11 protein-coding genes and 1 pseudogene are annotated in these 14,414 nt (G+C 43.9%); 8 read left to right on the top strand and 4 right to left on the bottom strand.

What is annotated here, in order from left to right; genetic code table 11:
- The first annotated feature begins 110 nt into the window (after positions 1–110).
- From H5336_RS21735 to ltrA, 4 genes are all read left to right on the top strand, one after another.
- Positions 111–365: a hypothetical protein gene (locus tag H5336_RS21735; RefSeq protein WP_185236546.1), complete on the top strand. Its 255-nt coding sequence runs from the start codon at positions 111–113 to the stop codon at positions 363–365.
- 116 nt (positions 366–481) lie between these two features.
- Positions 482–775: a DUF7684 family protein gene (locus tag H5336_RS21730; protein WP_185236545.1), complete on the top strand. Its 294-nt coding sequence runs from the start codon at positions 482–484 to the stop codon at positions 773–775.
- 134 nt (positions 776–909) lie between these two features.
- A complete protein-coding gene (locus H5336_RS21725) occupies positions 910–1,356 on the top strand; it encodes a hypothetical protein (RefSeq protein ID WP_185236544.1) in 447 nt (148 codons plus the stop codon).
- Positions 1,357–1,970: 614 nt separating this feature from the next.
- On the top strand, positions 1,971–3,260 hold the full coding sequence (gene ltrA, locus H5336_RS21720; protein ID WP_185231675.1) for a group II intron reverse transcriptase/maturase: 1,290 nt from the start codon (positions 1,971–1,973) through the stop codon (positions 3,258–3,260).
- Positions 3,261–4,277: 1,017 nt separating this feature from the next.
- On the opposite strand, the pseudogene H5336_RS23955 reads toward ltrA, so the two are convergent.
- A pseudogene (locus H5336_RS23955) lies at positions 4,278–4,608 on the bottom strand (transposase); the annotation flags it as partial.
- 215 nt (positions 4,609–4,823) lie between these two features.
- Positions 4,824–5,792 carry a transposase gene (locus H5336_RS21710; RefSeq protein WP_185236542.1) on the bottom strand — a complete coding sequence of 323 codons (969 nt, stop codon included), beginning with the start codon at positions 5,790–5,792 and terminating at the stop codon, positions 4,824–4,826.
- A gap of 695 nt (positions 5,793–6,487) precedes the next feature.
- Here H5336_RS21710 and H5336_RS21705 point away from each other — a divergent pair.
- Both H5336_RS21705 and H5336_RS21700 read left to right on the top strand, forming a co-directional pair.
- On the top strand, positions 6,488–7,513 hold the full coding sequence (locus H5336_RS21705) for an IS630 family transposase (RefSeq protein WP_185235916.1): 1,026 nt from the start codon (positions 6,488–6,490) through the stop codon (positions 7,511–7,513).
- Between the two features lie 1,154 nt (positions 7,514–8,667).
- Positions 8,668–9,285 carry a DUF4136 domain-containing protein gene (locus tag H5336_RS21700; protein WP_185236541.1) on the top strand — a complete coding sequence of 206 codons (618 nt, stop codon included), beginning with the start codon at positions 8,668–8,670 and terminating at the stop codon, positions 9,283–9,285.
- Positions 9,286–10,148: 863 nt separating this feature from the next.
- Here H5336_RS21700 and H5336_RS23220 read toward each other — a convergent pair.
- Positions 10,149–10,334 carry a hypothetical protein gene (locus H5336_RS23220; protein WP_246439468.1) on the bottom strand — a complete coding sequence of 62 codons (186 nt, stop codon included), beginning with the start codon at positions 10,332–10,334 and terminating at the stop codon, positions 10,149–10,151.
- A 239-nt stretch (positions 10,335–10,573) separates the two neighbouring features.
- Here H5336_RS23220 and H5336_RS21690 point away from each other — a divergent pair, with 239 nt between their 5' ends.
- Together H5336_RS21690 and H5336_RS21685 are read left to right on the top strand one after the other, a co-directional pair.
- The gene (locus tag H5336_RS21690; protein ID WP_185236540.1) at positions 10,574–11,320 is read left to right on the top strand and encodes a hypothetical protein; all 747 of its coding nucleotides are present in this window, start codon (positions 10,574–10,576) and stop codon (positions 11,318–11,320) included.
- 401 nt (positions 11,321–11,721) lie between these two features.
- Entirely contained in the window at positions 11,722–12,825 is a 1,104-nt protein-coding gene (locus H5336_RS21685; protein WP_185236539.1) for a mechanosensitive ion channel family protein, read from the top strand.
- 82 nt (positions 12,826–12,907) lie between these two features.
- On the opposite strand, the gene H5336_RS21680 is transcribed toward H5336_RS21685, so the two are convergent.
- Complete coding sequence (locus H5336_RS21680) at positions 12,908–13,903, bottom strand: GGDEF domain-containing protein (RefSeq protein WP_185236538.1); 996 nt, start codon at positions 13,901–13,903, stop codon at positions 12,908–12,910.
- Between the last annotated feature and the right edge of the window lie 511 nt (positions 13,904–14,414).

The raw sequence follows: 14,414 nt of genomic DNA, 5'->3' as shown, positions 1-14,414 counted from the left end.
GGGGTGAATGGCGTGTTTGGGGCTTTGGCGGTAGTATGTGTCTAGATGTAGGCATAGGCGGTCTAGATGTAGGAAGTCTTATATACAAATGTTAGAACCCAATATTACATATGGCAAAAGTTAAAAAGAAATTGACAACAGCGCAAAAGAAAGTAAAAGCTGAAAGACAAAAGAAATACATGTGGGTTTTCATGAACGGCAAGCAGGTTCGAGTTAAGCGACCGGAAATGATTGATGGTATTCCTAAGGATGAATGGATTGAGCAAAACGCTAGTCCAATCTGGCTTCATCAAAATGAGATGTGGGATGTTCTTGATGCCAGGGAATCTCTAGAACAAAATGAAAGCGAAGAAATTGATGGCTAGAAAAAACTAGCTTCGTAGCTGTTCTAACAAGTGTGTCTTGGCCGACATTTTGGTCAACGCTTGAAAAGCAGCGTCAACCAAAATGCGCCAAATACAGGCGTTAGGCTCACTGAGATATGAAACCGAGCAAGGTTATAATTGCTACAGATAAAGAATATTCAGAAGATTACGAATATATTCTTGAAAAGCTATTTAATCGGAAGATTGAATTGTTTTGTGCGTGGGGAAAGCACTGTGGTCAGTGGGAAACAGCTATGGATCTCTATGTAACTGATCCTGAGAGGTATAATGAAAATCATCACATTACAACTACGTCCCATAACGATGAATCGTTTGATTATGTAATGAATATGGCTGAGTTGTGGTTCACTGAAAACGGAAACTGCGAAGTTGAAAAAATTAAGCTCTAACAAGTTGCTCCACAGCGTCACGTTTTGCTGCGCACTTTTTGGTGTAAGGCCGCAAGCTCCCATTTTACACCAAAAACCGCTCCGCAAAACGTGCGCGTGAGCAAAGCGTTAGAAATCATTAGGGAGAGGTGCCATTGGTAAAAAAATATATCCCTGTGATTCTGGTAGTGGTCGTCTCTTGTGTAATTGCATATGCGATTGCAACATACCAGGCTAATTCTGAAAACGATAGGTTTTTGGCTGATTTAACCATTGGTTATCTGAATGCTGACCTCAAGCTAGTAGAAAGGCTCCGAAATGAAGATGTTTCCGTTGAAGTGCTCGATGCCGCAGAGCGTAACGTATATTCAAAGCTATTATTCTCACTTGCTTTGAAACCAAATCCCGAGACCTTCAAGGGTGAAGCTAGACGAGGGTTTTGTCGGGCCTTAGAGTTAAATGCAAGGGGCGCACTATTCGAGGTGGTGGAAGACAATTTCTTGAGCGTGGTCGAAGAAGAATTGCGTGTTCATGAGAAAGTAAGTAAGTCATCATTGTATAGTGAGTATAATTTTGAGGAAGGTGCGGATTGTGATTTCTAACAAACTCAGCCAGCAGGACGCAAGCGGCGCCTCTTCTTGAGGCGTTAGTGCGACAAGTTAAGCTTGGAGCATCTTGCTGGGTGTAAGTCCCAGTCGGGTAAGGTCTAGCCAGCCACCTGTATCGAGTCTTGCGCACTGTGCGGAGATTATGGATCGCGAATACTTTCCTGTTGCTGATTTTTTTTTCTTCAACAAATAATCGAACAACCAGTGTGAAGCGTAGACAGAGAATTATGTAGGCCATAAGGAATGCGTGTTCCTGAAGTGTTGGTATCGCTCTGATAATAAATTGTCCTGACTGGCTAGGCTTGTAACGCCGCCGAAGCCCATGCAATACAACCATTAGTTGGCAAGGTTGTGGCGAGTTGGCGGAGTTATCAAACCGTGGCATGTATAAAGAGATGTTTTCGAGAACTTGAGAGATCCAAAGTAGCTCCCGCAGGAAGTGGGTAGTGACGCTGAGTAAAAAGCGAGGCAGATCGATGGCACCTTGGAAGTCGGATCAGCTCATAGTAGTCTGAGAGCGGGAAAGCCGTTCACATGGCGAGGGGGCTGACAGTAATATCACGGTATGTAACAGACACATAGTCCGGACAAGTCGGGCTGGAGAAACTATGACAACCGCATTGCATACCATAGCATTTAAGGCACAAACCCACCCTAATCATCGTTTCCAGAATCTATACGGATTGCTAGATTCGGATTTGTTGGTACAAAGTTGGGGTCAAATCAATAAACAATCGGCGTGTGGAATTGACGGCGTAACACCTAGCGATTTCAAACAACGATTGCCTGAAAATATCAACCGCCTGCATCAAACGCTAAAGTGTAAAAGCTATCGAGCGAATGATGTGAAGCGGGTCTTTATCCCAAAATCCAACGGTAAACTACGCCCGCTCGGGCTGCCAACGTTAGATGATAAAATCGTACAGCAAAGCGTGAGTCAGATACTGCAAAGTATTTGGGAGCAGGACTTTGTGAAGAATAGTTATGGTTATCGTCCGAACAGAAGCGCGCATCAAGCGGTGCATAGTTTACAGTTGAACCTTCAATACGGTACTTATGGTTATGTTGTCGAAGCGGATATAAAAGGCTTCTTCGATAATATAGATCATGAGTGGTTGATGCGTATGCTGAAACAGCGTATTGAAGATAAAGCCTTATTGAACCTTATCAACCAGTGGCTGAAAGCGAGAATAAAATCACCAGAAGGGGTGTTTGAGAAACCGGCCAGTGGAAGTCCACAGGGCGGTGTGATCAGCCCAGTATTGGCGAATATATACTTACATTACGCACTGGATATTTGGTTTGAGAAACGCATAAAGCCACGCTTACAGGGGCGAGCCATGTTGATACGGTACGCCGACGATTTTGTTGTTGCGTTCCAGTACGCTAATGAGGCGCGTGAGTTTTATCGGGAACTACCGAAACGCTTGAGAGAGTTTAAGTTAGACGTAGCGCCAGAGAAAACACACCTGAAGCGGTTTAGTCGGTTCCACCCAGGGCAGCACCATAGCTTCGAATTCTTGGGCTTTGAGTACTACTGGGACACTGATAAAAAGGGTGAGGCTAGGTTGCGTCGACATACGGCACCAAAGAAACACAAAGCTAAGTTGAGCGAGTTCTATCAGTGGATAAAAGCCAATCGGTCTAAACGACTGAATGTCTGGATGCCACAGTTAAGGCGTAAGCTGACGGGCTTTATAAACTACTTTGGTTTGCCTGATAATAGTCGAAGTGTCGCGCGTGTTTATGATTATGTTCTGCATAGTCTATACAAGTGGCTCAATCGGCGAAGTCAGCGGCACAGCTTTAACTGGCAAGGGTTTAAAGACATGTTAAAATACTTTCAGATCCAGCAACCACGGGTGTGGAAACGTCACATTCAAGTGGACTGGTATTGAGGGCTTGTGAATTACACGAGCAACGATATTATTGAGGAGCCGGATGCGGTAGTTCCGCACGTCCGGATCTGTATGGGGGCGGCTTGGGTAACTGGCTGTTCTACCATGACTGCATCATATTAAATATGGATTCTATGTCGTTTTTAGTTTTGTTCATTTACTATCTGTTTTACCTTCCTCCGAGCTATTGGGTATTAAAAAGTGTGGAGTCGAATCGGGGATAGTGGCCAAGTCACTACAGTTTGGTCTTGTATTATTGCTACTACAGTTTGCTTTGCCAATTGGCATGCTTATTATAAGTCTTAATTACGGGTTTATTATAGGTTCGGTATTCGGGGTAGTATTTTCATACATATATGTAGGCAGAGTGCTTGTTTTGAAGTGGTACAAAACAATTGCCATCATATTGTTGCTGCCCATAGCAGCTGGCTTATTGTCCACTCCAGTTATGTATGCATGGTATTTATTGTCAAATGCATAAACAAATGTTATAAGTACGGCGAATAAAAAATGTTAAAGATTTTATCTTTTGTGGCTATCGTTGGGCTAATTACTGCTGTGATTGTGCTTTTTGCCACTTGGAGAGCGAATGAGGCATATAAGCCTCGAAAGTATTTTTGGTATTCAGTGTTAGTACCATATTTAATCTTTGTGCCGAAAATGTATGTGCCCCAGTATCAACTACGTGTAAAAGTAGCAAATATAGTTTTCGCTGTATGCGGTATTTTAATGGGGGTATGCATATTATTAATGGAACTCAACACATAACAAATAAGGATATGTCGCGCGAAGCCGCGACCTATCCTATTGTTGAACGAGCCCGTGCTGCAGGCTCTCTCTATAGTAAATAAGTAAAATGGGTTTTGTTAACCGGAAGGGTGTGTCGACGTTATGTCTTTATGGAAGGCGAGTGCAAGCCTCGCCTGTTAGACGATAAAAAAATACTGATTTTATTTCATGGATGCTTCTCCAGTTTGAATGAATTGATTCCCTTTGGTGTCTTCCCTTTTAATCTTTTTAGTCTGGAAACAAACTAAAATTCGGGTCAATTTCTGCTTTTATTGATTTCCTTGGCGTGATTACCGCAATCACTCGCATGGTGCCTTTGCACTTTTTACACTTGAAGACTGGTTTTTTTTCGGGTGTTCGGTATGGGTGTTTCAACGCATAAAATGTACTGTATCGTCTTCAGTAGGCGTTTGGCATTGCCGTGCAGAAAACCGTAATCGCGTGCGCGCCTAAAGCCTTTGGGTAACGTATGTTGTAGCACCAGCGCCACAAATTCCTCACCCTGCAATGTACGCGTTTTGACATCCCCTGTGTTGCTTTCGGTATAGCGAAATGTGAGAATAAGGAGGGACACCTGAGGAATAAGGAGGGACACCCACTCTTAGAGGATTTGTGAAAAATCCATTGGGGAAAATACGAAGGATCAAAGTTTTAAGGTAATAGTCGTAAATACTGGAAGAATGGCGCGTACGAGCACGAATCACGCTGATTAAACCATCGGCAGAGCCTGGCTAGCGTGAGCTCGCTTTAATTGCAGTGATTTTTTTAAAAGGACTAAGCGACGTTTTTATCTCGCCGCCTATAATGGAATTTTTTATAGAAGATCGCTTCAAATTTCTGCGTGTTACCCACCCAGTCGTCAGCGTCAATGCCTAGCCGTTGCAGAATGGGAAGAGATTTTTTGGCGATGTAACCACGCTTATCTTTACGCTGAATACGGCCAGTCGTATCCACTAACGTGAGGTAATCTTTGATATCGAATAATACGCCGTGTTGTATATCAGACCGAATATTCCCCTCAAAAGCGGCTAATTCTTTAACGGAAAAGCGGCTGAAGTGATGAGGGTTGATATCCGGATTGTGGGTTAAAGCTTGTTTTAGTTCAAAGCGAGGGTTTATTCGCTCTTGAACGCTGGTGTGTTCAGAAGTTTCGGGTGACTCGGCCATTTTTGCGCGTATGGGGTTTAAATCCACGTAGGCCATAGCGGTTAACAGAGCCTCCTCGGTCAATAAGGCTTGAGATTTAAATCGCCCCTCCCAGAATCGGCCAGTGCAGCGTTCTTCTTGGTTCGCCTGTCGTGCGATGACTTGATTTAGTTGCTGCATAAACGCGCTTAAGCTGCCAAGGCGTGTACGCCAATCTTCTACAGTATCTTCGAGTACGCGTTGTTCTGCGGTATCTAAGGTTTCGCCTTTTTGATATTTTTGTACCAAAAAAGGGCCTTTGTACAAGCATAGCCAGCGCTGAATGACTTCGTCGAAGCTCCAGCTTTGCGGTGCCTGGGCATCAATTTTGATTACGATATGGTAGTGGTTACTCATTACGGCGTAACTGCAGATATCGATAGCAAAAATGGTGGAGAGTAAGCGAATACGCTCTGCAATCCATTCGCGCCGGTGTTCGTAGCATTGCCCGGTATGAATATCTGTACCACAGAGGTAGGAGCGGCGAACACAGCGGGACATAACGTGATAATAGGGTGTGTCACTGATAGAGACTTGATGCTTCCGTGCCGTCGTCATGGGTTTACCGTAACTGTGTATAAATACAGTCATTAATCGTAGGCGATGTTCGGTATGATGTCAATGGCGAGTGGGTGTCCTCGTGTTCCGCGTGTTCCGATGTCAATGGGGGGTGGGTGTCCTCGTGGTCCCTGTCCCCTCGTGGTCCCTCGTGGTCCCTCGTGGTCCCTCGTGGTCCCTCGTGGTCCCTCGTGGTCCCTCGTGGTCCCTCGTGGTCCCTCGTGGTCCCTCGTGGTCCCTCGTGGTCCCTCGTGGTCCCTCGTGGTCCCTCGTGGTCCGTCCTCGTGTTCCCTCGTGGTCCCTCGTGGTCCGTCCTCGTGTTCCGGTACAAGTGTTGGTGTCCGAAAGTCATTGTTTTAGTGAGGAGGTCTGAAAGTCAGTCACATCATTTTTTTTAAAAAAATATTACGGATACATTATAAGGCATAACATTCACAGCTGACCTAGGTGGTCGTTTTAAATTATGGATAAATAAGGTAGCAAAGATTATCAAGTGATTTAGACATCATGGGTGTTTTTTAATTAGGCGTAAGAGGGTTTGGATAATGGTAAAGCCAGGAGATTATTTTGTGGGAATGATTGATTTTTTTTCAATCTTTCTTCCGGGGGGAATGTTTACATTTGTGACTTACAGTAAGTACTAGCGGGCCACTAAAAAACAATACATTTCATTTGAAACCTGTATAATTGAAGTCATGAAAAATGACGCAAGAAAACTTAGTACAGAAGAGCAGCATTTAGTTCGCAAGATAGCCGTGCAGCGAGTGCATGATGGTGAAAGTGCGGCCGAAGTGACACGCAGTTTTGGTCTTGGAAGCCGAACAATTTTCACTTGGTTGCGTTTAGCGCGTGAAAAAGGAATTGAAGCTCTGGCTCCCAAGGCGCGCACTGGACGCAATCGAACACTATCCGATCTTGAAGAGCAAGAAATAAAGAGGTGGATAATCGGCGGAGATCCTAGGCAGCATGGGTTTGATTTTGGTTTGTGGACACGCCAAATTGTTGCTGATTTAATTCTTGAACGGTTTGGCGTTACCCTAAGCATTTCCGGTGTCGGTAAAATTCTGCATCGCTTGGGCTTGACGCCACAAAAACCGCTACGTAGAGCTTATGAGCGGGACGAGAAAGCGGTGCAAGAATGGGTTGACGACGTCTACCCTAAAGTTAGGGCATACGCTAAAAAGAAAGGGGCTGAGATATTTTGGTTGGATGAAGCCACTATTCGTTCTGATGATCCTTTACAGCGTACCTGGGGTGAAAAAGGAAAGACACCTGTCGTCAGAACAAGCGGTCAAAGACAGGCCATTAATGCGATCTCAGCGTTATCAAATAAGGGGGGCTTTTGGTATCACGTTTTTGACGGAAAATTTAATGCGGATAAATGTATTGAATGCTTAAAAAGTTTCCAAAAAGGCCGTAACCACCCCGTCATACTTATCGTTGATGGGCATCCCGTACATAAATCAAAGAAGGTCACGGACTATATTGAAACACTTGAAGGAAAAATTGAAATGGTGTTTCTACCACCGTACGCACCGGATTTAAACCCAGACGAGCTTGTGTGGAATCAGGTGAGAAATATCGGCACATCAAAAAAGCCACTCAAGAAGGGGGAATCACTAAAGAATCGTGCCGTTTTAGATTTGGAAAGTATCAAACGGGATAAGGCCCTGATTAAATCGTTTTTTCAAGAGGCAACTGTATCGTTTGCTGCTGCCTAGGTAGTATAAGCCTTTTTTCTTAGATGTTGTTCCGCTTGAGGGTAGTCAGGTATGGATAGCTTTTTTGTTTTTCTCGTATTTGCTAGGGGCTAGGCTTGATTCTTTATATGATAAGCATCGAAGGCGGCGAAATCCATATACAAATGAGCAGGCATTTCAGCGTGCATCAGAAATTAAAAATAAGTTTCTTGCGGGAAATGAAATTGATTCTATTAATACTTTTCAATGGGCAATATCAGTTTTAAGTACTTTATTTCCTGTGGCTATGAACGAAATAGATCGTTTGGTGGCGGATCAGAAATTTTTCCGAAGCTTGGTTGTGGCTATACCATTAATTTCCCTAGTTCTATTTTTCAGTGGGGATTATTTGCAGGCTGGAGTTTTTTTCGCACTAATAATACCGTGCTATATAAGGTATTATGAAAGGAGGTTGAAAAGCACTACAAGAGCCTACCAGTATGTAATTATGCTGGAGGGGTTAGCAAAATTGGTTCCGCCTACCAATTTGACTGAATAACGAATAAAAAAATAATGGAAACCTAATAATACGCCGAACCGGAATATGAACTTTCCCCGATTTAACGGACACCACAATCTAACAAGGTAAAGGTGTCCAATGGTCAATTAATCGGACAGCCATCTTAAGAAAAGCACACTCAATTAGCCGGAAGATTTTTTGATTCAGGGGGGTGTTCTTAGTCCCCGCTGAGTGCGAGATCTATTCTGACGTGAAAAACAGGATTTCTTGAAATTTAAAGCGAGACTATTCCTTTCTCAGAAAAAAAGTGGGGCGGGGCCTAATATCGGTAGGGGATGTTAGTGGAATTTCACTTCACAATTGACGTATGCGGGTCTTCTTTGCAGGCCTAGGGCTTTTGCAGCGAGCATTAGCTTCTCCTTATATTTAATCAAACTTTTGAATTTAGATTCAAGCTGAAATATCGGACAGGGAACCTAACCCTCTTTTGCACACACCGACTTGTTAAGCCGCCATTTTGCACTCATATTCCATCGGTGCAACATAGCCAATCGATGAATGTGAGTGCCCATTTAGTGCGTTGCACTGACTTTGCGATTCCAGCCTGTATAATAGGATCGTTGGATTTATTACTAAGATACTTAAATTGTCGTGGACGAAAAAAGAGAATAGCCTTATGAAAATTGTTCAAATAATAGCCATGTGCGGTGTTGCTCTTGCCTTTTTAGGCTGCTCGAGTAACCCCGTTACCTATGGATCTGATTTTAAAGCCACAGTGGATTTTGCTAATTACAAAACCTATAGCTGGCATGCGCCCAACGAATATAATGTGTCTAGCAAGGCCTACGCGGCCAATGACATAGTCGATGAGCGAATTCGACAAAGTGTTGATGTGGAGTTGCTAAAAAAAGGTTTTACTCAGGTGGACACTGAAAAAGCCGATTTCTTGGTGAACTACAGTATTACCTCGGAAGATCAGCTAGATATTCGAACGTATAACACCTACAACGGATACTCCTCTGGCTGGAATCATGGCGCTTACTACGGTTCGCACTACCGTTATTATGGCGTTGGGTACGGTGCTTATAAGCCTGAAGTCGAAACTAAAGTTACTCACTACAAGCAAGGAACTTTCGTATTGGACATACTTGGCGGTAAAACAGACAAATTAGTATGGCGTGGTACTGCTGAAGCCCGTATGTCTAAAGCAGAATTAACCGCCGAAGAGCGCGAGGCGAAAATTGCTAGTATTGTTAAGAATGTACTCTCTGCCTTTCCACCAGGGCAAGAGTAAGGCCAAAATATTTTAACGCTGGCAAATTTGAATTAATGTTTTAAGTGCTGTTAATGGGTGGTCTCTCAATCGAGATGCCACCCAGCAAAGCGAATTCTCCGGCTGCGTGATAAGCAGAATTGAAGAAAACATTCGGCAGTTACTATATAAAGCAATACAGCCACGTTAAGAATAAGTACAGCCGAATAGTTAGTGAGTTTGTAGCCTAGGTTGTTGTTTTTTGCCCTCGTTACCAGTGTGTTACATATAGGCGCAAAATGGCTTCAAAATTGGCGTATGCCGGTCTTTTTTTTAGTCCTAATGCCTTTAGCGCAAGCATTAGCTTCTCCTTACAGCCAAACAAAATTTTAAATCCGGATTCAAACTAGGTGGTTGGAATAAGCCATTCACGACCGGCAATGCTGAGTCGCTCTAGAGTGGGAGGCAAGTTGTTGTCGATAAAGCAGCGTTTGTTTTCACGAATGGCTCTGCCGTTAATATCCACAAGCTGCACGTAATCCTGTAGTGAAAGGATGGACCTTGGGGTTGCCCACAAATTCGGCGAGCTTCAATGGTTATGTGTCGCTTGGTTTTCAATATGGCGCTTAATTGAGGTATGCTCAAATTATTTAGGGATCTTGGCCATTTTGGCTCGAATGGGGTTCAAATCTATGTAGGCCTTATAGGCGGCCAGTGCTTTTTCATAGAGCAATGTTTGTGATTTAAACCGGCGCTAACCAACATAGATGTTGGAAATGCTGGTTGTTGTAGGAGCAGAACCCTGTCCAGAACCCTGTCGGTGCATTGGTCTTTGGCGTACGCCATGCGGGCAATGGGTTCGTTAAGGCCCACATCCAGAGCCTGATATTGGCTAGTTCAAGCCGTCAGAGATCGACCTTTTCTTTAACGGCAAGCCATTGGGCCTCGTCGAGCGATCCACCTTTTATAAACATCTGAGTTAAGAGGGTGCCTTTGTAAACCTTGTGCCAGCGTTCGCATACCTCTAGGTCAGTTAAACTGTGGGCTTCTGCAATATTGATGTGTGATACCGCGTGCTGGTGGTTACCCATTACCGCATAGGCAAGATATCTATACAGAATACCTCCCCTAGGAATAAAATGCGGTCTTCAACTCTCTGGCGGCGGTATTCGTAATCTTTACCGGTTAGCGCATCAAGGCCATAGTGATACGCGCGACATAGCTCATTCCTCATTCTTTGAGATTCTTTATGCTGTGGTAATATGCAGTGGAGTTTTGTTGGGTTCAAGTATTGGTACGTATGTCCTAAAAATGGTTCTGAGGAGAAAATGTGAAGAAATATTTTTTTGGAATACTCTTTGTTGGATTGATTGTTAACGTTGCATTGGCTGGCACAAAAATATCGCCGGATAACCAGTTTTCAACGATCCGACAAAAATTTGAAAATGAGCGTGTGGTCGTTGTACCAATTGATTACTTTGATGAGGAGTTGAAAATAGGTCGGGAGCCGATAGCTCAAGCCCTTGTGGCTGCGTTAAATAAGGCCTCAGTTCAAATTCAGCTTACTGATGGAGATGAATATACAATATTATGGGAGAAAATGGAGGATAAGATCGGTGGCTTTTACTCAGCAAAAAATGGCCAATTTGATTTTAAACGATATATGCAAGCGCTTTCGGGTGTTTCAAAAATTTTGTGTAAGAGCTGGGAGGCAAAATATGTTTTGATTCCGAGTTTTGTGTTAAGGAAGGCCGAGTTTAAGGGGCAGCGTGCTCGTTGGGATGGTGTTAGCATACGCGTTCCCATAAAGGGTGATTTTGTTGATGAAGACGGGTATCGCCGGAGTTTTAATTTTACCGGGGAAACCCAGGGGCTTTCACTAGAGTTGATGGTGTTTGATGAGAATGGAGGGTGGGTTGCTACAACCTATGGTGCGATAGGCGTCCCTAATTTTTATCGTATAAAAAGTGTGCGTGATGAAGATCAGTCAATGCATTTTAATAGCAAAGTTTTTTCAAATAAATCGGTAAAAAATAGTGTCCGATCAGCATTGGCTCCATTGCTCAAAGAGCATTAAATGAAAAAATACAAGTGTTAGTGTGGAGGGCTAAAAGTATTTCCTAGCAATCGGATCGTTCGGGTATTTTTTTTCATATGCAGTACTTCGAAAACAATCGCGTTAAGGGTTTGCAAGAATTAATACACGTGAGAAAAGCGTATTCGACGGTGTATGCACTCATGTAAATCAATGTTTTAGAAAAATGTGCGCCACAAGGTTGCATCGTTTTGGTGTCTAGAGCGTTTCAATAGAATTAATATTTTAAACATGGCTATAGAAATTCATGAAAATAATTCCCTTCTCCTGCCTGATTTTTTTATTTTCATTCATGAGATTTGTCGCGGTAGCTTAAGGTTCAAAGCGCAGGTGAGTTAAGCGTTCGCCAATCACAAACAAAAATATTTTTAAAAGTTTCATATATGATTGAATCAATAGCATCATTAACACCTTTCATGGGTATGGCTACAGCAACTGTAGCCATACTGTGGTTTTCCCATTGGTTTCTCATTGGTAGAAAAGTTGATCTTGGAAACGAACGGAAATTTCCTTATCAACTAATCATGCTTGGGTTGACGATTGTTGGGCTTCTTGCGTCCGTGCTCGTGTTGCCAATAAGCGAGAGCTCCCGCAATCAATTGATTGGTCTGATTGGGCTTGCAATTTCGGGCACCTTGGCCTTTTCTTCAACAACCATCATTTCTAACCTCATGGCTGGAATTCTGTTGAGAATCACAAAGCCATTCCGTGTGGGGGATTTTATTCGAGTTAGGGATTATTTTGGCCGAGTATCGGAGCGAGGGTTGTTTGATACGGAGATCCAAACCGAAACACGGGAACTTATTGCCCTGCCAAATATTTACTTTATAAATAACCCTGTGGTTACCACCATCAGAACCGGAACCCTTGTTTCTGCAACGTTATCACTGGGATATGACGTTGACCATAACCGGGTTGAGCGTCTTCTCATAGATGCGGCTCAAACCTGTGGGTTACAAGAACCCTTCGTCCATATTTTAGAGTTGGGAAATTTTGCAGTGACATACCGTGTATCTGGGCTTCTTGACGAGTCAAAACGTTTAATATCTGTAAGGTCTAACCTTTACGGTTGCGTGTTAGATACACTGCATAGTCAAGGTGTTGAAATTATGTCGCCATCTTACATGAATCAAAGAAAACTTCATGATGGCGCAAGTGCTATACCTGCTGCTTCTGTTGTTAAGGCACCCGATGAGCATAAAAGTTCGGCGGAAGACATCGCCTTTGATAAAGCTGAAAAGGCAGAGGAGCTTGAGAATGAGAAACAGAAACTTGCTGAAGAGATCGAGAGTTTTTCAATTGCCCTAAAGGGAGCCGCGAGTGAAGAAGAAAAGAAGACTAAGCAAAAGGCGATTGAGGAAAACAAGAAACAACTTAAGCTGCTAGAGGAGGTGTCCGATGTGACAGAAAATCAAAGTAAGAGTTCCGAACCCGTTACTGCGCCAGCAGGTCATTCAGCTGTGCCCGAGACTAAAAAAAGTGAATAGAAAGAAAAATCAGATCTAATTAATAGCAATGGCATGACTGTTGTGCCCGCTTGTCCTGAAGTAATGTGTTCTGAAGTAATCATTAGCTGTAAACAACTCTATTACGACCAGTATGCTTGGCGGAATATAAGGCTCTGTCGGCACGCTTTAGGCTGTCTTCTTGTGAGTCTTGCGTGCTTAGCTGGGTGATTCCTATGGAGACTGTCACCCTGTGGCCTTGAATGAAATTAAATTGGCTAACGGCTAAGCAAATTCGTTCCATACTGGCGATCGCATTGCGTTCATCGATATGGTCAAATATAAGACAAAACTCTTCCCCGCCAATACGAAATAAGCGGTCATCTTGGCGAATATTATTTTCCACAACCTCGGCGAAAGCTTTTAATACGTTGTCGCCTTGCTCGTGACCGTATTTATCATTAATGGCTTTGAAGTGATCGATATCCAACAGCGCGATGGCTGATGGGGGCTGCTTACTGTGGGCAGATGCGTTGGCAGCTTCTAGTTCTTGGTTAAATGCTCTGCGGTTGCCAATATTAGTGAGTACGTCTGTAAGTGCGAGTTCAGCTAGCTTTTTCCGCTGGCTTTCATTCCGGCTGGAAAAAATGTAGGCAAAAATAAAAGCGGCGGGAAACGTTACAACAAAACTAGCGTACTGGGCAATGCCTGTGAACGCTTTTGGTTGCACTAAAATTGATACAAAACCCATGCTAACAAATAGCGATGCTGTGCGTGGTGGAGCCAGTGTAAAGGCAAAAAATATATTGCAGTACAGCCAGTAGGGCGCTGATTCTGGGTTATAGAAGGCTGTAGCAACGAGCGCGGAGGTGATACAGAAGACGCTCATAATGGCGGCATGCTCCACGCGCCGAGTGATGAGCGCATAAGCGGCAATACCAACGGAAATAATGACTAGGCTGAGGTCGATCAAGAAGATGGTGATTTGACCAGCGAGTAGGCGAAAAACCACGAAGGGCGTTACCGTGCAAAATACAAAACCTGCGAGTGTACACAATATGGACAGCTTAAAGTCTTTGCGGAAGAGCTCAGGAAGTGTTCTGAAGGGGGTCGGTAACATTATATGAGTTATACCTAGCTTGCTCGACGGGCGCTGCACCACAGAGGTCTAAACCGTAAATATTAATTTACGCGCCTTTGCAGTATAGCAGCGGATAGAACCACTGAATGTGATCCGCTGGTGGTGACTAATGGGCTCCTCCTATTATTAGGGTCAAAAAGTAGCAGTTTTTCCTCATTGAGGAGGTTGGTGGCTACGTGCGCGCACAGGTATCACGACCGAAGAGTTCTTCTTGGGATAAGCTCCGACCTTCCACCAAAGACGGCGATTATCGTGGTTTTTACGGGTTACAGTATAAGGCCACAGAGGGGCAATGCACGTAGCGAGAGGCGCACGACTGCAAGGCGCAAGGAAGTGGAGCGACGCACGAAGCCAGATCCGAGTGCTAGTGGGGTATGGTGCCTAGGGAGGTTTATCGCTTCCTTGGGCAGGCATTGTTCATTCCGTGATGCTTTACTTACAGGAACAGTACCGTGGCTGTTCGGCGTACTTAAGTCTTAGTCTGGTTGTT

Origin of the sequence: Teredinibacter franksiae (assembly GCF_014218805.1) — a bacterium.
GTDB classification, from domain to species: domain Bacteria; phylum Pseudomonadota; class Gammaproteobacteria; order Pseudomonadales; family Cellvibrionaceae; genus Teredinibacter; species Teredinibacter franksiae.
The sequence above is the reverse complement of the archived record's forward strand: the minus strand, read 5'-3'. Positions and strand labels throughout refer to the sequence as shown.